The organism is Leptospira ainlahdjerensis (assembly GCF_016919175.1).
GTDB classification, from domain to species: domain Bacteria; phylum Spirochaetota; class Leptospiria; order Leptospirales; family Leptospiraceae; genus Leptospira; species Leptospira ainlahdjerensis.
In genome coordinates, this window is record NZ_JAFFPU010000041.1 from 20,467 (window position 1) to 43,304 (window position 22,838).

A 22,838-nucleotide genomic window follows, 5' to 3' on the forward strand; every position below is an offset into this window, starting at 1 on the left:
CCTTTCAAAATCGAGTTGGAACAGAAAATCGTAGATTAGGAGGAAATTAATTTTCATTTGACTTAGATTTTTTTCCACCGTTTATAGAATCCTCGACACTTTATACAAACGTTCTCATCCGTCAAAATCTACATATATGTCAAATTTTCTGGAACAGGAACTCCATCGATGGATTCAAAAAGATTCCGCGCTCTTTGATTGGGTTCAAAATCGAGCGTTAGACGGTTTGTGGATTTTAGATTTAGAATCCGAAAAAAATTTTTGGTGCGACCGAAGATTTTTAAGAACGCTTGGACTCGATACAACTCTTGAAAGTTCAACCTCGATTTTAACCGAGGAAAGCCTCCGAAAAATTCCCGAAATCGTTTCGGCGATCAGGAAAAATAAATCCTCTGAAAGCGAGGAAAATTTCTCATTTCATTCCGGAGAAAAGGAAATTGTATTTAAGAACCGTTTAATGATTCTATATAACGATCGTGGAGTCGCCTATCGTCTATTAGGCGGAATCGACCTTTCGGAAGAGATTCAAAATAGACGGGAATCTCAGGATATGCACGGATATTTTCGATCGATCTTGGACGCCTTGCCCGCTCTAATCGGCTATTGGGACACCAATCTAATCAACAGATTTGCAAATCAAGCTTACCTGGAATGGTTCGGGATCTCGCCTCAGGATATTTCCGGAAAACATATCAGAGAAGTTTTGGGCGATTCTCTATATGAAAAAAATCTTCCTTACATCGAAAAAGCTCTGCAAGGAAAAGTGCAAAGTTTTGAAAGAAGAATCCCGTTGCCGGACGGAAAGTCCGCGAAGGACACCATCGCCCATTATATTCCCGATTTGAAAGACGGTAAACTCTGCGGCTTTTTTGTTATCGTAAACGATATCACTTCGATCAAACAAACAACCGAACTCTTACAAAAGAGCGAAATTGAACTGAATACGTTATTCGAATCTCTTCCCATCGGCGTTACGTTGTTAAATCACAATCATGAAGTTGTTAAAATCAATCCCGCGTTGGAGCGTATTCTTTCAATTAACAGCGAAGATCTACAAAATGGACATTATAAAAATAGAATATACTATAAACCAGACGGCTCGCTTTATTCTCAAGCCGAGCTTCCAAGTCGAAGGGCAAGAACAAAAAAAAACGTGGTTAAAGACGAGATAGTAGGAATTCAAATCGAAGACCAATCGGTGATCTGGACAAAAGTAACAGCCATACCTTTGAACCTCCCGGATTATTCAGTAATGATCCTAACCTACGACATCACGGAAAGTAAGAATTTTGAAAGCGAGCTGATCAAAGCGAAGGGTCTTTTAGAACAAACAAGCAAGCTCGTTCGTATCGGAGCCTGGGACGCGGATTTAAAAACGGGAATCGGCACTTGGTCGGTGGTTACGAAAGAAATGCATGAAGTCCCGGCCGATTTTATTCCAACGATTGAGAACGGACTTCAGTTCGTAAAAGAAGGGGAAAGCAGAACTAAAATCACCGAGGCGGTTAAGAAATTAGTTGAGAAAGGAATTCCCTACGACGTTGAAATGCAGTTGGTGACCGCGAAAGGGAACGAACTCTGGGTCCGTTCGGTAGCTAACGCTGAATTTGAAAACGGAGTTTGTACTAGAATCTACGGCGCGTTGTATGACATCGACGAAAGAAAAAAAACGGAGATTGCTCTCTTTAAGGAAAGATCGAGATTGCTCGCTTTCGTCGAACACGCACCGGCGGCAGTCGCGATGTTTGACACGGAAATCAGATACATCGCCGTCAGTGAAAGATGGATCGCGGAATATCATCTCCAGGGAAGAAATATCATAGGGTTATCGCACTACGAAGTTTTCCCGAACATATCAAAGGAATGGAAAGAAACTCACCAAAGATGTCTTTCCGGCGAAGTTCTCAAAAACAATGAGGACGTATGGAGACCCGCAGGATGGGAACACGATCAATATCTGAGATGGGAAGTTCGACCTTGGTACCAGCTGGATGGAACGATCGGCGGGATCATGATGTTCACTCAGGATATCACCGAAAGTTGCGTACAAAGAGAAGAATTAAAAAAAGCTAAAGTGGTCGCCGAAAGGGCAAGTAGTGCAAAATCCGAGTTCTTGGCCAATATGAGTCATGAAATCCGGACTCCTCTCAACGGAATTATAGGATTTACTGACTTATTGCTCAGAACAAACCTGGATGTTACGCAGCACCAATATATGATGACCGTATATCAATCGGCGGGATCGTTACTCGAAGTCATCAATGACATATTAGATTTTTCTAAAATTGAAGCGGGTAAGCTGGAACTCGCTTATGAGATGACCGATATTTGGGAATTAGGAAGTCAGGTTGTAAATACTATCAAATTCCAGGCTCATAAGAAGAATTTAGAATTACTCGTAAACATATCTCCCGCCATCCCAAAGTTCGTAAACACGGACAGCATTCGATTAAAACAGATCCTAATAAATCTTTTTAGCAACGCGATCAAATTCACCGAAGAAGGGGAAATCGAATTCAAGATCGAGGTTCTCTCGGAAATCTCCAAAACGGAATCCTTATTTCGTTTTTCGGTCCGTGATACCGGAATCGGAATCGCCAAGGAAAATCAGAGAAAAATTTTCGACGCCTTTTCACAAGAAGACGCATCCACAACGAGAAGATTCGGAGGAACCGGATTAGGTCTTACCATCTCCAATCAAATTCTTGCAATGATGAAGAGTAAATTGGAATTGGAAAGTAAGATTGGGATCGGAAGCGTTTTCTTTTTCGATCTCAAGATGGAAGTCCTGGAATCGGATCCGGCACAACGATGGCCTCGATTCGAAACGGTCAAAAAAATATTGGTCGTGGACGATAACGACAACAACCGAAAGATACTCGAGGAAATGTTAAGATCATCGAATATTCCCTGCGAGCTCGTAAAGAGCGGAACCGAAGCGATCGAAAAAATCGCATCGGAAAACAGATACGATTTTATCTTGTTAGATTATCACATGCCATTGATGGACGGAATGGAAACCGCAAAAATCATCCGTCAAAAACTCAACATCCCCGCGGAAGAACAACCGATCATACTACTGAGCAGCGCATCCGACGATTCGAACACCATCGAAGAATCTCAGAAGATCGGAATTCAAGAGGTGATCACAAAACCGATTTATATACCGGATTTCTACGATCTGATCGGAAGAAACCAAATTCTTAAAAAACCCCAGATGCAAAAGAGCGAAATCAAAACCGGAGAAACGACTCCTTCGATTCGAAAGGCGGTTAAAATATTGATCGCAGAGGACAATCCGGTCAACATGCTTTTGACAAAAAGTATCATCGCGAGAATTCTACCGGCCGCAAAGATCATCGAAGCCGGCAACGGCATAGAGGCCGTGGAACAAAACTTAAAATCGTTACCGGATTTAATTTTTATGGATATCCAGATGCCGGATATGAACGGATACGAAGCGACCACGGCAATTCGAGGTTTGGAAATCGGAAGAAGAGTTCCGATCATCGCACTGACCGCCGGGATCGTTTCCGGAGAAAGGGAAAAATGTATCGAAGCTGGAATGGACGACTACGTGAGCAAACCAGCAATCCAGGCGGATTTTACGAAAGTCATTCTAAAGTGGTTGGTTTAAAGATACGATGAAATTCTATTTTAAAATTTTCTAATTTTCGAATATTCTTTTTTTAGAAATCGTTCTCAGACCTTTGATGATGGATTTCCATTCCGCAACTCCGAGATTTTGAACCACGTGATCGTGAGCCTCCTTCCAAACCGGATAAGCAAGTCTAAGAGTTTCCCAGCCGTTTTCGGTCAGAGCGACCTTTCTCGCTCTTTTGTTATCCGAAGGAATGTCTTTGACATAGCCTAAAGTTTCCAGAGGTTCCAAATTTCGAAGAAGAGTGGTCCGATCCAAAACTAGAAGTTCCGCCATCGGAGCCAATTCCATACCTTCCGTGGTTCCCAGGGTCATAAGAATGTTAAAGCGGGCCGAGGTAAGGCCGACGGGATCTAAAATTCGATCGAAGTATTGAGCGATGGCTCGGGACGCCCTTTTCAAATTGAAGTTCAGACATCCCAAACCTACGGTCAAAAGTTCGTCGCGGGTTGGATTGAAAGATTCCTTTTTTAAATTCTTTTTTAAAACCTTCGATTCCGTCTTTTTGACCATACAATTCTCCGAATTGAATTTAAACGAGAACGGCTTCCATTCCAGGAGCCATCGTCCGCTTCAACTCGCGAACTCGCTCTTCAAAATTTCCGCTCTGCAGCCCCGAATCCGAATAAAGAACGGAATCGAAAAACCGAGTCAATTCCTCTCCGTGCCGGGTCGGCCTTCCTCTTTTAAGATCGATGAATGCAAAATCAATCCATATCAAGGCCTTTAATTTTTTTCCGGCTTGATCATACATCAAATCTTCGTTTCGAATTCCTCCATCGCTCCTGGAGACCAACCTTGTGACGATTCGAACAAGATCGCTTTGTTTAGCCGGTTCAAGATAAGCGATCTGAGTTCGAGTGACAACCCAGGATTTTCCTTCTCTGGAAGAATGTTCGAACAAATCGAATCCATAAAAATCCCTGAGGTGATCTTCCCTAGCTTCTAAAAAGTAATCCATATAACGAGCGTTGTTGAGGTGCCCGAAAGGATCACAATCCTGAAACCGGATTCGATAAAGACCGGAAGGAGACAACTCGGTTTTGTTCAATGTAGAAAGCATAAAAGCCTCCAAAACTTTTCTGTGCAATTACATAAATGCAGATACACATGTGTATCTGCACAGTTTTAATAAAAAATGTCAAACGTTTTTAAAGAAAAACTCGATTCCCTACGGGAGAATTCATTCTTTAGGGCAGAAGGAGGCCAAGGATCGGACGAAAATCTGTCGGAACTCCGACAACTCTACTGTGGAAGCGGCTCGCCCCACCCAAATCTTGGGTGGAGGGGTGGGTGGTGGAAAAAACCACGGCGGACTTTCCTTTATCACAGAATTACACTTTTTACAAGCACAAATCCCCGTGTAGGAACTCCTCAAGAGCCCTTCTTGTCGGACAATTCTCCTTGAGTTTCCTCCCAATCTGTGGGTAAAGTTATCTTTAGGGTGGAGGAGGCCTGTATCTTTTGTTTTATCGCCGTTTACGACCAAATTGTTTGTCGGAACAATTCTGGAAGGACACAAAAAGAAGTATTCATCGGATTCGAACACTCAAGAACAAGGCCATTTTTTAAAAGCTAAAATAGAACTTTAAAAAACAGATCCCCGATCCGATTTTACCGGAAGAAAAAAAGACAATTCGAGCATCCTTTTCGACGAAGAATTGGGTTTTAAAGTACGTTGACAAGGACTTGCTCCCAGAGTTATAAACGTCTCAGGATTACGTTCTCAGAATGCCCACGATCCAATCTAAAAAAGAAATCAAAAAGATCCTTTCCGATCTTTTCGATTCCGAAGAGTTGGAGCAAAAACTCCTACTCGAAAGAATCCAGTCCAGACTTTTATCCGATAAAGTGAAATTTCCGTTACTGGAACTCGCCGGAAAGGAACTCCATTCTAAAATTCCGGAAGAACATCAGATCGATTTTGCGGATCAAATCATCGAGTATCAATCGATGGGAGGCAACGTCGTCGCTGCGATGATTCTGCAACTCCGTTTAGAAAAACATTTCGAACAATCCTTTGAAAAGATGATCGAATACATGATATCCGGAAACCAGTGGTTCGTTTGCGATATTATAGGAGAAAGAGTCCTTGGACATTCCCTTTTAAAAAATCCGGAAATCACTCTTCCCGTTTTGAAAAATTTTATCAACCACACAAACTCTTGGGTCGTTCGATCCGTCGGCGTCGCAACTCATTACGCGGTCAAAAAAGGACTCGGAAAAAAATATGTAGAGGAGACGTTTTTGCTCCTTTTAACAAAATCGAATACGAAAGACTTTCACACAAAAAAAGGGATCGGCTGGGCCGTAAAAACCGTTTCTAAATTTCATCCGGATATCGTTCAAAAATTCGAAATAAGACTGAACGAAGACGACGTTCAGTCTTATTTCAGAACAAAAATTAAAATCGGACTCGATCGATCTCCGAAGTATGCCTCAAAATATTCGGATTAAAAGTATCCTCAATAAGACGAAACGGAGAGATCCCTGGTTTCTGGACGACTATACGCTCAATCCTTATAGCGGTTGTTCATTCCGTTGTCTGTATTGTTATGTTTCCGGAAGTAAATACGGAATCAACTCCGAAGATAAACTTTCAGTAAAGGAAAACGCGGTGGAAGTCCTGGATCGACAACTTTGGAACAAGGCCAAAAAAAATCGACACGGCATCATCGTAATCTCTTCCGCGACGGATCCGTATATTCCGATTGAAAAGGAAAAGGGACTTACCAGGGAACTACTTAAGATAATTCTAAAATACAAATTCCCGGTCCATATTCTCACAAAGTCGAATTTAATTTTGCGAGACCTGGATCTCCTTTTAGAGATAGAAAAGGCGGCCATTCTTCCAGAAGAATTACGGGAACGATTGAATCGAAAATCGTTTATTACGTTTTCATTCTCCACCCTCGAGGATTCAACTGCTCGAATTTTCGAACCCGGAGCCGTCGTTCCGAGCTTACGTTTCGAAGCACTCAAAGAAACTCTGAAACGCGGGTTGTTTAGCGGAGTAAGTTTGATGCCCCTTCTCCCGCATATTTCCGATACCGGTGAAAATCTGGATCGGATGTTCCGGAGGTTTCGTGAGACGGGCATTCATTATATTTTTCCCGCGAGCCTCACTCTTTTTGGAGGAGAGGATTCTTCGGATAACAAATCCCTCGTCTTGAAAACAATCGAAAAAGAATATCCGCATCTGATCGAAAAATATAAAAAATTCTTCTCCCAAGGGAATCAAATGCCTGCATATTACCGGATCGCGCTCCAAAACAAGACCGACGAGCTATGCGCGAAATACGGGTTACAAAAGGGAATCCTCAAACCGAGTTGATTTTTGCTTCATTCTTAGATCGATTTCTTCCTTAACATCTTCTTGACGAAAGTAAAAAGATAGAATGCTATCGCAGATATGCCCGAACTACCGGATTTGGTTATCATTCAAGAAAGACTTATCCCCGAATTGATCGATCGAAAAGTCGAATCTATCGAGATCATAGATCCGATCGTGGTTCGCGATCTTACCGGAGGAGCTCTGGAAAGCTCCTTCAAAGACGCGGCCTTTCAAAAGATAGAAAGGAACGGACCTTTTCTCAACTTTTCATTCGAAAAAGTGAATATAGTAGTTCATCCTATGTTGTCCGGAAGATTTTCGTTAGATCCGAAATACAAACGAAAGGATCTTTGTGTTCGGATTCATACGGACGGACCGGTCCTGAATTATATGGACGACACTAGGATGGGAAAGGTTTATTTTCTAAAACCGGAAGAATTGAAACAAATCCCGAAATACAAAACACAGGGGGTCGATCTCCTTTCGGAAGAATTCACCGAGTCCCTTTTTCTTAAATTAATGGATAAAAGCCGAAAACAAACGCGTGTATTTTTGATGGATCAGACCAAGCTAAGTGTATTAGGAAACGCTTATGCGGACGAAATCCTCTTTGCGGCGAGAATTCATCCGAAAACTCCCTGCAATCAACTTTCACCCGAAGACAAAATATTACTCTATAAAAGTATCAAAGAAGTCCTTTCCTCTTCGATCGATTATATACGAAAGAAAAACTCTCCCTTGGAAGTAAAAGTAAGGGACCACGTCAAAGTCAGAAATCGGAAAAACGAACCCTGTCCCGTCTGTGGAACCACGATCCGAAGGGCGAACGTTTTAGGTTACGATTCCTTTTTTTGTCCGAATTGTCAGCAGGCAAAAGGACAACAATTCATCGATTGGGGAAAAAAATAAGCTCGACCAAAACCTCGGAGTGTAGGAACTCCCATAAAATTTTATCGATTATCAAGTTCGAAACCGCTCAAAGGAAGTAATATGTTGGAACTCCATCGTTTTTATAACGATGTAGAGAGTTGTACTAAACTTTGAATTTTGAGATTTTTGGGAAAAGTCCCAAGAAGAATCCGCCGAAAATTTCGGAATTCATTCTGAAAATCGAATCCAGTCAAAAATCAAACTTGGTCCGACAAAGTATCAACGCAGAATTTCGATTGCAGTGAACAAGGTTCTAAAATGTTCGCGACAGATTCCCTCTGCGGTTGATTCTCGTTGAAACCCGCTTCCCAAAAGAGCTAAAAATCCTCAGACCAATCCCCAGTCCAAACGGATCGGATAAGAATTTCGTCTTTTTTCAAAGTAGGTAGGATCTCCATTCTTCCAAGATTCTCTCAAAAGAAAGTCTTCCTCCCGAAGAAAAGTTTCTGTTTTGAATTCTCCCTTTGTTTCCAAAAAGAATTCCAGAGGCGGCAACGGTTGATCCTCATAAAGAATCGACAATTTTTCGGCTACACGATGGGTTCCGCTCATTCTTCCGATCTGACTGTAACCCGCGATATGAGGAGTAAAAACAGAATTTTCCGCACGCGCGAGAAAGGCTCCGAATTCTTTTGCGGGAGGTTCGGGATCAAACACATCCAATATTTTGAATATATCTTTTCTTTCCAATAATTTCAAAAACGCTTCGGGCGTGAAAATTTCCCCGCGACTCGTATTGATAAAAACACTTCGCAGTTTTAGAGAATCGACCGTCGATTCCGTGATCATCCTAAAAGTCGGTTCCGGACCTTCTTTCGTCAAGGGAACGTGATAACTTACGATATCCGAATTCAAAACCTCCTTCCAAGAAGTGGATTCTGCCTTATAAAACGGATCGTAAAAAACGGACTCGATTTCAAAAGACTTTAGAATTTTATGAAATTCTTTTCCAGTATGGCCGTGACCGATCATTCCCACTTTAGATCTTTTGAGTTCCTTTTCCGAAAATCGGCTCTTAAGCCCGGCAAAACAATATTCCGCCACCGAACCTGCGTTACAACCGGGGGCGTTCAAAAAAATTCTTCCCGTTTCTTTGAGCGCGGCAAAGTCAACGTGATCCGTGCCGGAACTCACAGTCGCGAAAATTCTTACCGTCGGATATTTTTCGATCGCGTCTTTGTTTATCCTTAATCTTGTGTTTGCGACGAGAATCTCCGGCGCGTCCTTGTCCAGTCGCGAAATCTGATCCGAAGTATAAGAGCGGACATCCAATTTTTCCAAACGCGAAAAAATCTCCTTCGCTCCCGTCGTACCTTCCGGGTAATAGAGAATCGGTCTTTTCTGTTGCACTACTTTGTCATTTCATCCGAACCCACTTTTTCAGAAAAAACAAAAAAGGTTTGCCTTGAGAAAGAATTCTTCGAGAATCACAGGTCCATGAAATCTCTCCAGGAAAGAATTACATTCCCAGCGGTAATCGTATTGATCTCCGTCATTCTCATCGCGTTGGTCTGGTTCGTTTTTTTTAGCGGAAGCGGCAGTTCCAAAAGCGGCTCCGCGAATTCTGAAACCGAATTTACTCTTCAGAGATCCGAATCGGGAGAATGGATTTTAAACCAAGCCGTAGTCGATACTTCCAGAAGAATTTTCGACGAGAACGGTAATTGGCTCACCTTCGACGAACTCATGCAATACGCCGCAACCGGAGAAGTCAATCTTGTCTCCGAACTCTGGGCGCTCCGGAGACAATGTCCGGAAAACACCGCGTACGAACAATGTAACGAAATCATCCGCGCTTTCATCGCAGATCACTACTCCGGTAAGGACGCCGATTATCTGATGAAACTTTTTTCGGGTTACTTGAGATACGAAACTACGATGAGAGAATTCGAACTTCCGGATAAACTCAGCCGGGCCGAAAAATACGAGATCGTCAAAAAGAAAAGAAGGGAATTTTTTTCGGATAACGACGCTAAGTTGATTTTCGGTCTGGAGGAAGCGGAAGAAACCTATCAGGATTCTTTGAGCGGCTTTTTAAAAGACACGGAGTCTCTCAGCGGCGATAAAAGAATGGAACGATACGAAGATTACCGTAAAAACGTCTATGGTCAGTATTATAATACCGTAAAAACTCGGGAGCCTAAATACAATACTTACGAGACCGAAATGTTTTTAAGGGATAAAGAATTGGAAAAGATGAATCTTTCCGATAGAAACGGTAAAACGAGAGCGATTCGGGAAAAGTATTTCGGTAAGGATGGAGCCGATCGTATGGACGCGGTTTATAAAGAAATCGAAGAAAGGGAAAAAAAGGAAAAACAAACTCATACCGAAGAATCCGATTGGCTTCAGAAAAATTCTAACGTAAAGGGAGAAGCGAGAGAAAAAGCTCTCATGGAAATCCGCGTTAAAAACCTCGGAAAAGAAGAAGCCGAAGAATATTCAAGAAGACTTAAGTATGAAGAGGAACTCAAGAAAAATCAAAACTGATGTTTTATCGATTCGTTCCCTTAGATTCAATTCGTTACAGAATCCTCCTTTGTTTCGGAGTGGGATTCGGCGTTCTTTTTGGACTTTCCCCTTTTTCTTTTCTAAGCGCGGGAATTTTAGCTTCGGTTTCCGCGTTATCCTTATTTTTTTCTCTCAATCGAGAATCTCCGACCCGCGCCGTTCTTTGGCTTTTCTTTCTCTCCCAAATTCTAAACTTTACGACATTTTTCTGGATTCCGGGATCAGTTTCTCGGATCTCCGGAACTGGACCGGCGGTTTCCTTTCTTTTTTTCCTTTTTTACGGTCTGATTTCGCATATCAAATTCGTTCCTTTCTATTTCATATTTCGTTTTTCGAATATTCAAAATTCTTCTAAACCCTGGGTTTTACTTTTATTTCCCTCGGCGGGAACGCTCGCGGATCTTATCACTTATCAAATTTTTCCCTGGTATTGGGGAAATCTTGTCTCCGGTTCGATCGTATTCGAACAGTTAGCCTCCGTTTTCGGAGTTTACGGTTTGAGTTTTCTTTTACTTTCCATCTCTTCGACTCTGATGTTTTTCATCGCTCACTTTAGAGATCGAAAAAAAAAGGAATTCAAAATCGCAGTTATCTCCCTCTTAGTGATCTCCGTCGTTTATATTTACGGTTTATATAAAATCAGGTTCGTTTCCGACTCGATCGCGGAAGGAAAAACAAAAATCCTTTCGGTTGCGCTGATACAACCCGACACGTCTCCCGGAACCAAAGATCTTCAAACCGACGAAATCTTTCTTGCGAGCACGATGAGCAAAATACTTTCCCTTGCGCTCCAAGGAAGTATGGCTTCCGAAAAACCTCCTTCGCTTATCATTCTTCCGGAATCATCGATTCCGTTTCACGGAACGATTAATTCCGATGAAAATAAGAACGAACACATCTATTCATCCACGATGGAAGGACTCGTCCTCTATCTCTCCAAACATACCGGCGCGGACGTTCTTTTTAACGAATTGAATATGGAAGACGGCCTATTGAGAAATCAGATCAGCCTATTCAAAAACTTGGATGGAATCACGGAACGTTATAATAAAAGAAGGCTCTTGGCCTTTGGAGAATATCTTCCTTTCGAATCGGAGTTTCCGTTTTTAAGAAAGATTTTTCGGGAGACCTCCCGTTACGTCCCCGGTAATTCTCCAAAACTTCTAACAGGAACCTCCCTAAAAGACCGAACAAGTGTTCCGCCTCCTAACAGACGCGATCTCGCAAAAATCGGCGTCCCGGATGAAGTAAGAATCGGCTTCGATTCTCCGAAAATACAATCTGAGAAAATTAAAAATTTAGAATATTCTTATTCGATTCTTCCTCTTTTGTGTTACGAAGCGATGTTCACCGATCTTGTGCTCGATTATTTTAATTCCGAAGAACGCCCCGATCTTCTGGTCAATCTCACCAACGATTCCTGGTTTGATTCCGAATTGGAAGCGAACCAACATTCCGGAACCGTTCGTCTGCGCGCGATCGAAACCGGAATTCCGATGATTCGTTCCACCGTATCGGGAATTACGGATGTTTGGGATTCGAGAGGAATTTCATTGATTCAACCGATCGGATTTCATGAAACCGCGATCCGCACGTTTTCGATTCAACTCAATCCTTCCAGCGCAACCTTTTATACAAAAATCGGAAATACTTTTCTTTGGATTGCTTCCTCACTGATTGTTTTACTTCGGCTCTTCTTAGTGTTCCGAAGCGGAAGGAAAATTTGAATGCTCGAACACACGTTTTGCCATTTACCGGGTATAGATTCGGTCGAAGAAAAAAATCTTTGGGAAAAGGGGGTTCTTAACTGGAAAGATCTGAAGGATTATTTAAGAACTGAATCAGTTCCGATCAAAAATCTCATCTTAGACGCATTAGAATTTTCTAAAAAAGAATTGGAACGGGAGAATTTTTTTTACTTCTTCCACGTTCTTTCCGCAAAACATCACTGGCGATTATTTCCCACGATCCGTCAAAAACTGCTCTATCTCGATATCGAAACGACCGGTTTGGCGAGCGAAGATAGAACCACAATGATCGGAACCTACGACGGAACCGAATACAAAGCTTACACCCGCGGGTTCAACCTGGATTTATTCTTGGACAATGTGAGTCCCGATCGAATTTTTGTCACTTACAACGGAATCGCCTTTGACGTCCCTTTTCTGGAAAGGGAATTTAACGTTCGTTTTAGGAACAACCACATTGATATTATGTTTTTCTTAAGGTCTCTAGGAATCAAAGGCGGACTCAAAGGTTGCGAAAAAACCTTGGGAATCAGCAGACCGGAAGAAGCCGCGATCAACGGCGCTGACGCAGTCAAACTCTGGAGACAATATGTAGACTACGACGATACCGACGCTCTGAGAATCTTAGAAGGTTACAACCGGGAAGACACTGTGAATCTTGAAATCCTTTTCATCAGAGGATACAATTTAAAAATCAAAGAAACTGCGTTCTATGGAGAAATCATCAGAGAACCCGGAGACTTTCGGTCTTAACGGATTTTGAAACCTCTTCTTCAAGATCCGCGCGGCGGTGGATTTTTGTCGGAGTTCCGACGGATGAGAAGAGGAGCTTTTTTACTTGCAAGATTAGAATTTTCTGATATAGGAAAGTTTCCCGGAGTTTTTCCCGCCACCGCGCCCCTCCACCCAAAATCAGGGCGGGGCGCGCGACTTTCACGGAGGAGCGTCGGAGTTCCAACAAATTCTTTCTGAAGATCCAAACAACTTGTGGAGAAGGTTATCCATCCTAGATAGGGTTACTGGAGCGGAGTTTAATTTCGAAAAAAATCAGACAAACGGAAACGAACCTGAATTTCCATTTCTTTTTATCTGGGATTCTTATCTTTGATCTACTTTCTATTTTATTTATTTCTGAAGAATTTTGCCCTCGAAAAAATCAGTCGATTTTCAAACGAAAAAGCAATTCCTATTCGCCGCCGATCCAGCGATACTTTTCATAAGGAGGGTCGATTTCCAGAATCTGAACCTGACCTTGATCTATCAGTTTTCGAATCAGGGAATGCATGATCGCCAAAGCGGTGTTATAGTAACCGCTATTCGCTACTTTTTCTCCCATTGCTTCCAATACCAAAGTGGAAAGATCCTGATCGTTTTCTTTTAAACGACGAACCACTCCCCTTTCCAAGAGATTGAGAGTTTTAGAAAGAAGTTTGATCGCCCTCTGCGGATCTTCCGGTTCCGGTCCATGCGCGGGAAGAAGTCTTCGGATCGGCAGTTTGGAAAGCCGATCTAAGGATCGGTGATAGTCGTAGAGATTTCCGTCGATTTCCGCATAGATAGAGGAAATGTTCTGCAAAACCAAATCGCCAGTGAAATAAATTTTTTCTCCGAGAATATATGGAGTCAAATGCCATCGATTGTGCCCCGGCGTATAAAGAATTCCGATCTCTCTTCCGCCGGCCACGATCACGTCCCCCTCTACGAGTTCTACGTCGAAGTTTAAATAAGGATCGACCCTTTCCGAATTATTGAGAGCGTCTTGGAATTCGAAAATTCCCGTGTCCACTCTTTTGAGCTCCTCCGCTCGAACTGAATTATCGTGATGCCCTTTGTAGACCAATCTCCGCATCGCCCTTTGAAAAACTTGGACAAATTCCACGTAGTTGTCGATGCCCGCGGCCATCCCGGCCATAGCGTATAACTTCGCATCGGTATAATAACGAAGAGTCAAAGCCGCGCTCATATGATCCAGATGATTGTGAGTGTAGATGATGTGTTTGATTTTGCTCAAAGAAAGACCGATCTTCTTGAGCGCTTTTTGTAAAAGTCCTAGATTTTCAATATAACCCGAATCTATAATCGTAGGCTCGCCGTCGGGGAGAATATAAATGTTGTTAGGTGAATAGAACGGCTGAGGAATTTCAGTTTTGAAAATCCCATCGCCGATCTCCTGCACATCGGGTATGGAATCGTATCGATGAATTTTCATTAAACTCTCCCAAAAAGAGCGGACCTCTTTGATTACAAAGTCTTTCGGTGAGCACAGGCGGGCAAATGAAATTTCAATCCACGTGCGACGAAGGATAATGCCGAATCGACCTAATTCTTACCGCAACAAACCTTAACCGCGTCTAACAATTGTTTCGGGTCCCAAGGCTTAGGAAGAACGGCGTATGTTCCAGCTTCTTTCATTACTCTTTCCACTGCGGCTTCGTCCACGTGCCCAGTGATCAAAATAGAGCGTATCTCTGGATATTTTTGATGAACTAAAATTAGAAATTCGTCCCCCTTAATACCGGGCATTCTCCAATCGGAAAGTATAAGAATAACGTTGATTCCGTTTCCTACCAACTCATCCACAACCTCAAGAGCTTCTTTTGCGTTGATCGCCGTTTCATATTGAAATTCGTTTCCGAATTGTTTTTTCAATTCTTGTTTCAAAGCGATCAAGATAATCGGTTCGTCGTCCACACAGAGAATCGCGTTATTATTCATAGTATTTTATTAAAGGTATCTCCGTTATACCGAGCCTGCAGACTTCAACCGCACGCTAAATGTCGTTTTTCCAGGAACACTCTCGAACTCTATCTTACCGCCCATCTTCTCTATAATTTTCTTACAAATATCCAACCCGAGTCCGATTCCTTCGCCTTGTTTTTTTGTGGTAAAAAAAGGTTCGAAGATCTTGTCTTTTACTGAATCCGGAATACCGCTCCCAGAATCGATAAAAGAAGTTATAATCCAAGAATCCTGTTTTTCAATTCTGATTTCTATCTTGCCTTGATAATTCATCGCCTGCAAACCATTATTCAAAAGATTGATCCAAACTTGATTGAGTTTGTTTCCGTTTCCAAGACAAAGTTCTTCCGTCCGATAATCCCTATAAACCTCGACTCCGTATTTTATCTTTGTATGATATAAGGTAAGAATGGTTTCAATTTCGGATTTTATATCCACCGGAACGATTTCGCCTTCTTGATCGTTGATTCCCGGATTTAGATAATTCTTCAAAGCCTCGACCACGTGAGAGGCCTTTCCGCTCGCAATCGAAATGACATTGCTCAATCTTACGATCGTTGAAAAAGAGGACACTGCCGTCAAAATCTCCATTCTCTTTTCGGTCCTCAAAAGATCTGGGAGTTTTTCTTTCAATCGATACACTCCCGCATCCAACACTGAGTTCGCTACGTTATCAAAATCCGGGACTCCCTCGTTTTGAAAAATTTGAACCAGTTCCTTTTTCAAACTCCGATTCGGTATGATCTCCGATTGGGAAGCGTCCTGTAGACTTTCCGCTAAAAGAATTTTAAAATCCTGAACCTCTTCCTCGCTAAAACTAAAAATCAGATTTGGAATTTCCCTAATTTCATTTTGAAGAATTTCAAGTATGGCCCGGTTTGAAGATACGATCGCTCCCAGAGGTGTGTTGAGTTCATGGGTCATTCCCGCCGCGAGCTGACCTATGGCGGCCAACTTTTCGGATAAAAGCAATTGATCCTGCGCTCCGTGAAGCTCCTTCATCGTCTTTTCGAGATTGTGAACCGCTTCCACCAAATCGATATTCGATCTGCGAAGTTCCTCGGTTCGAAGATCGATCTTTTTTTCCAAGTTTGCATTGAGATCCAAGATCGTCTCTTCGGCTTCCTTATTTTTGGTTATATCGTAGATAATTCCGAATATTTGCGTGGGAGATCCGTTCGAATTTCTTTTATAGACCAATTCTCTGGAAATCAACCATCTCCAATTTCCGTCTTTATGTTTCATTCGATATTGGTGTTCGATCAAATCCTTATCGCTTGCCTTCTCATAACGCGGAAGGATTTCTTTGAGATAAATCTCGTAATCGCTCGGATGCATCAGAGTTCGAACCACATGATCTTCCATCGACTGCAATTCATCCACCGAATATCCAAGAACCATCTCGATCCCATTGTTACTATAGACGTTTTTTTTCTCTACTATATCATAAATATATAATATATCAGGAGTGATATCCAGAATCGACTCTATAAACTGATTTCTTTCCCTAAGATTTTCCTCGATTCGTTTTAGTTCGGTCACGTCGACCATCACACCTCGAAGCCATTTTGGCCGATTGTCGGAAACGATCACTTTTACGATATCCCGGAGCCAAACCGAACTTCCGTCCTTTCTCAAAAACCGATATTCAAAGTCGTGGGCCTCCATTCTTCCCGTGCAGGCGATACAATAATCGACGGCCCAAATCCGATCGTCGGGATGAAGATGATCCGCCCAAAAGCCAGGTTCTTTCCATTCATCGACGGAATAGCCGAGCATACTTACGACCTGTTGACTTATGAAAGTGAAATTAAAGTTTGTAGCATCGGCTTCCCAGACGATTCCGGGAGTTGTGTCCACAAGATCTCGGAATCTTTCCTCGCTCGACTTCGTTCTTCGAAATGATTCCTGCAGTTGTTCCGCCATGTGATTAAAGGAGTGGGATAGAGTTCCCAATTCTTCCAGACGGCTGCTTGGAACCCTTTGTTTAAAATCTCCGTGAGCCATCGCGCGGCTTGCATTCAGAATTTTTTGAATCGGAGCCGTTACAATCCCGGCAAGAAACGCTCCGATTAGAAGCGAAAGTGTAAGCGCGATCGCAAACACCATCGCGGATTGACTACTCCCGATTCTTACTCCCTCCAAATAATATGCGGCGGGAATCGAGGTGATCACGATCCAATTCTTATCTCCATGATTGTCCTCGTAGGGAGTCGCCTGATTGAGCCAAGTTTCCAAAGACAAAGGTTTTGCCGTGATCACATCAAAACTAAATTGTACGGGAGATTTTAAAGAGTTGAGATCCCCCAGATTTTTTCTCAGAGCCTGGATTGCGTTTACAAAAACGGGATCCCCTTCTATTCCTTCCTTCCAACCTCCGGCGTTTTCGTATTTGGAAGAAGCGATCAGAACTCCCGTTCGATCAATGATGATCGCACGACCGTGTTCAGCTATGCTCGTCGATTTTAGAAGGGGAAGAATCCCCTTTAAACGAAGAGGTTCTTCCTGTTTTTTGGAATTCTCCAAATAACGATCCAATTGAAAATTTATATTTTCCGAAATTTCCTGATGTAATCTTCCCGCAAGTTTATCCGCCGCATTCTCCGAACTTCTTAGATTGAGATAGGCGGTCATTCCGACCATAACCATAACGAGAAAGATAAACGGAGTCACCATGAACATTCGGATCGGCAAACCAAGGATCGGCTTTTCATCCTCTTCGTTTCGATCCTTAACTTCGCTCCAAAGCCATTCCTTTCTATGGAATGCGAATTCTCTCACATGACCGGGGATTTGAATCCAGAAGAGCCCGTATTTTTTTGCAAGAGGAAATACGACAAGCATCGCAAACGGCGCTAAAATCCAGGTGATCGAGGTCGTAAAAAACAAAGCCGGAGTAATGTTTCTATAGGAAATCCCGGGTGTAAAACGATTCGCACAGATATATCCCCAGAGTTGAGGCTCGATCGCCATAAAGACAAAAACGAAAACTAAATAGTAAAACCAGGTTTTGACCTTACGAAAATCGGGATCCCTTCCTATCAATTGATAAGCGACCCAAAAACATGCAGGATTTATAAAGTATCCCAAAAGCCAATCGGCTAAAAAGTCGGGTGGAACTCCTTCTATCAAATCGGAAAGACCGTAGGCAAAAGGAACCGCGATCAAAGCGGGATAACCGAACAAAACGATACAGAGAAAAACGGAAAGGTCTTTGAGAGACTCGAACGTTTGAGCTCCCGGAACCAAAATGATAAACGAACCCAAATAGCCGGTTATAAAAATGAGAACAAAAGTGAGAGGAATGCTCAGAAACGCTTGTGTATCCCAAGACTGACGCTCTCTCCCGAAACAGAATTTTCCTCCGGGTTTGTAAGTAAAACCCCCGAACGCGGAAATCATAAGGATCAAACCCAGGAAATAGCCGAAACTTCCCCAGACCTCTAAGAGAGAAAGGGGAATCGTTTGAAAAATAGATTCAAACCAGTGGACTGATAGCTGCATTCAATGATCCTATCTAGGAACCGAAAAATTCAATCTGGACAGTTCTCTTGCTTCTTCCAAGTCCCCGCGTCCGATTGAACCCGCAAGAGATTCTACCCATTCCAATCTTTCCTTTGATTTCTCTCCAAAGACGAGCGGAAGATGTTTTCTTTCGAAAGAGGAAATTTTACCATCAAAACAGCAAGTTACGCTCAATATTTTTAGAGAGAGTTCTTTTTCTTCTTCATTCAAATCCTTCAGAAGTTTTTCGAACGATTCCCATTCATCCAGACGAAAGTGATAATTTTCGATCTGAAAGGCCTTGTGAAGTTTGATAAGAATGTATTCCAGGTTCGGATGAAATCTTTGCGTAAAAACCACAGAATTTCCGATCGCGGTCATGCAGGCGATCTTAGCTTCGCGGGTTAGGATATTCTTTCGCGAAAGAATATCCTCGACGAGTTCCTTGGATAAAATCCGAGTAAGAAGCCGAGTCCTCAACTCCTTAAGAATAATATAAAGTACGATTGCGTCCCAAATCGCGGTAATGGGAGCCGCAACGAAGTCGGCATAAACTCGAAACGAGTTTCTCGCGAGAATTTTTCGAATTACGATTTTTGCGACCAAGTTCGAGAGGAAGACCTTTGCTTTGTAGAGTAGGGTCGTAATAAAAAGACTTTGTTTGTTTGTGAGGCGGTAAGGATCGATTCCCAGAAGTCTTAGATCCGGATCCGGAATTTCGAGGGCTAATCTCGAAAGAAGATTGCTGACACCCGTGATCAGATCCGGATCCTCCTCCAGGTCCAAACCCGCAAGACGAGTCATCTTGTAGACAGAGGAAAGACCGATCCGATAGAGAAGATAAAACTCCAAAACGGTTCCGAACAAAAGAGCCAGTCCGGTCCAAAACCATTTTTCCAAGAAGACGGGAGACCAAAGTTCGGGCGATTCCGGAAATATTTTTTCAACAAGAATGATAAAGAATGTGGTCCAAAAACCGGTTTGTAAGGCCCAGAAAACGGTCCAACCGAGGATCTTCCTGGAACCGGTTCCAAATTCTTGACGTGTCCAATTTCCGGGGGTTCTTTTGTCTCTTTGTGAGAGATTTTGTAAAACGCGAATACCCCAGCGTTCTAAAATCCCCGGTTTGTATTCTGCGGGTTTCGGACTTTTTTCCATGCGCCGGGAGTTCATTCCTTTTTCCGAACGTGTCAAACCATTCTTTCCATTTTTATTTCAGAATCGGGGTGCAACGGAACGATCTTCCAAAGCGTGGGTCGAAACGAGAAAGCGGAGTTCAATTTCATTCTTGACCTTCTTTTGCTTTCCAATCAGAATGAATTAAAGGCATCCTATGAAACGTATTTATTCTATTCTCTTTATATCGATTCTGAGCTCTGTGATTTTTCTCAATTGTCAAAACGACAAAGACCAAAACAAAATCGATCTTAAGGTTTTAGCCGTAGGAACGAACGATATCATTTTTATCAACGGAGAAGTGGATGAGGAAAAAAATATCCTCTTGCGGAGTCGCCGTTCCCGGAACTACCACCTCCTCCACCGGGACTACGGGGACGACAACCACCACTCCTACGACCACCTCGGGTTCGACAAACACAAGATATACGATTACAAGCCAATTGATCATGAAAACTACGGGAGAATCTTTGGTGCTTCGGTTTCAATTTGATTCTTCCCAATACCAAGGCTCCGTGGATCCGCAACAGGGTTTTAGTTATTCCGGAGGAAGCTTTGGAAAGACGGTTACCGGAAACGTGGGTAAGGTAGAATGGGGAGCATCCGGAATTCCGGTTTATCCAAACAGCAGCGGCGCGGCCCAGCAACAGACGCTTCAGTATATGGACATCGAACTTTCTCTTACGGGAAAACTACTCGCAAGCTCGACAACGACAGGCATTCTCAATCAGTGTTATACTTCCGATAACGTAAACTGTACTTCCGTAACGACCACACAACAATGTTTTACTCAGGACAATCAAACCTGCGTTTCGACCGCGTCTGCCGCAGGAACTTCGGTTACGATCTCTGGAAATATTTCCTGCAACGCACCGAATGTAATTCCGAGCGGAAGTGCAACGACGCAGTAAGATTTTTTTTCCGAGAAAAAAAGAGGGAAAACGGCGATCAAGAGGATCGCCGTTTTGTTATATTAGAGTTTTATTGTTTTAGCAAGTTCTACGAGTTGATCGAGAGCCTTTCCCCAACCTTCGTGAAAACCCATTTCTTCGTGTTTCTTACGATTGATTTCGTTTCCGTGAATAGCAGTCGCAACGTATTTAGTTCCGTTACCGTAAGTTTCCAAAGTGAGGATCCCCGTAAAAAAACCGAAAGGATTTGTCGGGTCCGGTGAAGGGCGAAAACCCGGTTGTAATGCGTCGGTCCAGGATAATCTTTCGTTCGGAATCACTTCCAGATAACAACCCAGATTCGGAAAGTCTACTCCTTCTGGAGATTGCATCGTGGTACGGAAAATTCCGCCTGGACGAAGATCGATTTCACAATCGATTGTCCTCCAAGGAGCGGGAGTGAACCATTTTACGATGTGTTCCGGTTTTGTCCATGCAGCCCAGACCAATTCACGGGGAACGTCAACGATTCTTTCGAAAACCAAATCCAGATCGGAATCGATCTGAGGAAAAATTTTAGGCGCCATTTTACTCTCTCCCATTCTTTTAACTATATGCAATTTCGGTTATGCGTTTGCTGCAAACGATTTTGCCTTCCTCTAAGCACATTTTCCAAAGTCGAGTTTTTCAACAGAGGACACCGATTCTCCTCGACTCCAAATGGTCCTTTTCCAAAAGCACCTGAACCTCAAGGAGAATTCGTCGGAACTCCGACAACTCTTCCGTAAAAGTCGCGGGCCCCGCCCGATTTTCGGGTGGAGGGGTGGGTGGTGGAAAAATTCCGGAGGACTTTCCTTTATCACAGAATTTCACTTTTTGCAAGTAGAAAGTCCAAATTGTAGGAATTCCTACAAAATTCTTACGGAGATCCCCTTATTTCTGAATCCTCTTTCCAATTTATCGATTCGGATTTGCCGGATTTTAGACTTCAGAAAAAAACGGAGACTTGAACTCCATTATAAAATCATAATTTTCTAATTGCTCGATCTTCCTTGAGTGGAAATTTCTGCAAAAATATCTCTTTCAGATTCCGGTGATTTCCAACCCTTCTCAAAGCGAGTGCGAATATGAATCGAAACGATAAGAGCGAGTATTCGACTTGAGACAAACTCTTCCGAAATGTTTTTTTGTATTTCTCCTCCTTTCGGACTGAGAAAAATTCAGTCTCCTTACGGATTGGAATCCAGCTTGGATAAGTGAAACAAAATCACACGTTTGGTCATCTTCGAAAAACAGAAAAAAACTCTATAAGAGGAATAAAATCTATTCTTCTAAGAGTTTTAGAATTTGATCTTTTAATAGATTACGAATTCCGGATTCCTCGAAACCGTTCAAGAATTTCATCAAATTCTCAGCGATACTTTGAAACTCTTCATCCATCTTCTCCCGAATTTGATAACGGGAAAGTAAACTTAGAATTACGATTCCGTCTCCTTGAGACCGTTCCGATTTTGCAAACAAAGAATGAATCAGCTTTTTATCATTCTTTTCCGCCTTTTCCAAAAGAAGAAGAATCGGATACGTGTACAAACCGTTGTAAAAATCCTTGAGAGGAACCTTTCCGCTCTTGCTCGCTGGAGAAAAATAATCGATCGCGTCGTCCTTCTTCTGAAAAAAGGAACCGAGATCGATTCCGAATTGCCTGAGCTTCTTCTTTTCTTTTTCCTGTTTTTCGGAAAGAACTCCGGCCGCAGCAGTGACCGCACCGAAAAGGGACGCGGTTTTTCCATAAACCACTCTATTATATATTTCTAATGTGATTTTTGGATTTTTTTCCCATTCCATCTGGATCAGTTCCGAAACCGAAAGATCTTTGATGACCTGAGTAAAAATGTCCATAAGTTCCGGATAACCAAGGCCGTTGAGATGGTCGATTCCGCAGGCCAAGAGATAATCTCCGGCAAGAATCGCGGTTTTATTTCCGAATTTAGAACCCACGCTCTGAAGACCGCGTCGGGTCTCGGCCTCGTCGACGACGTCGTCGTGAAGCAAACTCGCGGAATGAATGAGTTCGGCGATGGCTCCTACATCCAGCCAGTATTTGCCGGAATAACCGAGGAGTTGACAAAGGCAGTAATGTAAGATCGGACGGATCCTTTTTCCACCGGATCGGATTGTATAAGTTTTGATTTCTGCAAGAATTTTGAGGTCCTCGCGAATGATCGCTTCCAGTTTTTTATCAAACTTCCGAACTAAAGAATCTTTCAGTACCGATACTTTCACTACCTCTTCCCGTGGGGCCAGTATTCAAAATATCTGTACAGGCTCAAGCAGAACTCTTTGCT

16 protein-coding genes and 1 pseudogene are annotated in these 22,838 nt (G+C 42.7%); 8 read left to right on the forward strand and 9 right to left on the reverse strand.

Annotation, left to right across the window (positions count from 1 at the left end):
* Window positions 1-136: 136 nt before the first annotated feature.
* Window positions 137-3,637 carry a PAS domain-containing hybrid sensor histidine kinase/response regulator gene (locus tag JWG45_RS11485; protein ID WP_205279846.1) on the forward strand — a complete coding sequence of 1,167 codons (3,501 nt, stop codon included), beginning with the start codon at window positions 137-139 and terminating at the stop codon, window positions 3,635-3,637.
* 30 nt (window positions 3,638-3,667) lie between these two features.
* Here the strand turns inward: JWG45_RS11485 and JWG45_RS11490 are convergent, their stop codons facing one another.
* Window positions 3,668-4,174, reverse strand: coding sequence for a MarR family winged helix-turn-helix transcriptional regulator (locus tag JWG45_RS11490; RefSeq protein ID WP_205279847.1), 507 nt, complete (start codon window positions 4,172-4,174; stop codon window positions 3,668-3,670).
* Window positions 4,175-4,193: 19 nt separating this feature from the next.
* Window positions 4,194-4,724, reverse strand: coding sequence for an acyl-CoA thioesterase (locus JWG45_RS11495; protein WP_205279848.1), 531 nt, complete (start codon window positions 4,722-4,724; stop codon window positions 4,194-4,196).
* Window positions 4,725-5,392: 668 nt separating this feature from the next.
* Between JWG45_RS11495 and JWG45_RS11500 the strand changes: the two genes are divergently transcribed.
* The 3 genes from JWG45_RS11500 to JWG45_RS11510 all read left to right on the forward strand — a co-directional run bounded on the left by JWG45_RS11500 (window position 5,393) and on the right by JWG45_RS11510 (window position 7,904).
* A complete protein-coding gene (locus tag JWG45_RS11500) occupies window positions 5,393-6,118 on the forward strand; it encodes a DNA alkylation repair protein (protein ID WP_205279849.1) in 726 nt (241 codons plus the stop codon).
* Entirely contained in the window at window positions 6,096-6,995 is a 900-nt protein-coding gene (locus tag JWG45_RS11505) for an SPL family radical SAM protein (protein ID WP_205279850.1), read from the forward strand. The genes JWG45_RS11500 and JWG45_RS11505 overlap by 23 nt, the downstream gene beginning before the upstream one ends.
* Before the next feature lie 78 nt (window positions 6,996-7,073).
* On the forward strand, window positions 7,074-7,904 hold the full coding sequence (locus JWG45_RS11510; RefSeq protein ID WP_205279851.1) for an Fpg/Nei family DNA glycosylase: 831 nt from the start codon (window positions 7,074-7,076) through the stop codon (window positions 7,902-7,904).
* 348 nt (window positions 7,905-8,252) lie between these two features.
* Here JWG45_RS11510 and JWG45_RS11515 read toward each other — a convergent pair whose 3' ends face one another.
* Window positions 8,253-9,275: an NAD(P)-dependent oxidoreductase gene (locus tag JWG45_RS11515; protein ID WP_205279852.1), complete on the reverse strand. Its 1,023-nt coding sequence runs from the start codon at window positions 9,273-9,275 to the stop codon at window positions 8,253-8,255.
* An 87-nt stretch (window positions 9,276-9,362) separates the two neighbouring features.
* Between JWG45_RS11515 and JWG45_RS11520 the strand changes: the two genes are divergently transcribed.
* Genes JWG45_RS11520 through JWG45_RS11530 form a run of 3 tightly spaced genes read left to right on the forward strand, consistent with a single transcriptional unit; the run spans window position 9,363 to window position 12,937 of the window.
* Window positions 9,363-10,415: a lipase secretion chaperone gene (locus JWG45_RS11520; RefSeq protein WP_205279853.1), complete on the forward strand. Its 1,053-nt coding sequence runs from the start codon at window positions 9,363-9,365 to the stop codon at window positions 10,413-10,415.
* Complete coding sequence (locus JWG45_RS11525; RefSeq protein WP_205279854.1) at window positions 10,415-12,163, forward strand: apolipoprotein N-acyltransferase; 1,749 nt, start codon at window positions 10,415-10,417, stop codon at window positions 12,161-12,163. The genes JWG45_RS11520 and JWG45_RS11525 overlap by 1 nt, the downstream gene beginning before the upstream one ends.
* A complete protein-coding gene (locus JWG45_RS11530; RefSeq protein WP_205279855.1) occupies window positions 12,164-12,937 on the forward strand; it encodes a ribonuclease H-like domain-containing protein in 774 nt (257 codons plus the stop codon).
* A gap of 433 nt (window positions 12,938-13,370) precedes the next feature.
* On the opposite strand, the gene JWG45_RS11535 is transcribed toward JWG45_RS11530, so the two are convergent.
* The 4 genes from JWG45_RS11535 to JWG45_RS11550 form a co-directional block, all read right to left on the reverse strand.
* Window positions 13,371-14,393, reverse strand: coding sequence for an MBL fold metallo-hydrolase (locus JWG45_RS11535; protein WP_205279856.1), 1,023 nt, complete (start codon window positions 14,391-14,393; stop codon window positions 13,371-13,373).
* A 110-nt stretch (window positions 14,394-14,503) separates the two neighbouring features.
* Window positions 14,504-14,899 carry a response regulator gene (locus JWG45_RS11540; protein ID WP_205279857.1) on the reverse strand — a complete coding sequence of 132 codons (396 nt, stop codon included), beginning with the start codon at window positions 14,897-14,899 and terminating at the stop codon, window positions 14,504-14,506.
* A 24-nt stretch (window positions 14,900-14,923) separates the two neighbouring features.
* Window positions 14,924-18,427, reverse strand: a complete 3,504-nt coding sequence (locus tag JWG45_RS11545; RefSeq protein WP_205279858.1) for a PAS domain-containing protein — start codon at window positions 18,425-18,427, stop codon at window positions 14,924-14,926.
* 9 nt (window positions 18,428-18,436) lie between these two features.
* Window positions 18,437-19,600: an LBF_2804 family protein gene (locus JWG45_RS11550; RefSeq protein ID WP_205279859.1), complete on the reverse strand. Its 1,164-nt coding sequence runs from the start codon at window positions 19,598-19,600 to the stop codon at window positions 18,437-18,439.
* 160 nt (window positions 19,601-19,760) lie between these two features.
* Here JWG45_RS11550 and JWG45_RS11555 point away from each other — a divergent pair.
* Window positions 19,761-20,514: pseudogene (locus tag JWG45_RS11555) on the forward strand (LIC10920 family plasminogen-binding lipoprotein).
* A 62-nt stretch (window positions 20,515-20,576) separates the two neighbouring features.
* Here the strand turns inward: JWG45_RS11555 and JWG45_RS11560 are convergent.
* On the reverse strand, window positions 20,577-21,080 hold the full coding sequence (locus tag JWG45_RS11560) for an SRPBCC family protein (protein ID WP_205279860.1): 504 nt from the start codon (window positions 21,078-21,080) through the stop codon (window positions 20,577-20,579).
* A gap of 736 nt (window positions 21,081-21,816) precedes the next feature.
* Window positions 21,817-22,776, reverse strand: a complete 960-nt coding sequence (locus tag JWG45_RS11565; RefSeq protein WP_205279861.1) for a polyprenyl synthetase family protein — start codon at window positions 22,774-22,776, stop codon at window positions 21,817-21,819.
* Window positions 22,777-22,838 lie beyond the last annotated feature (62 nt).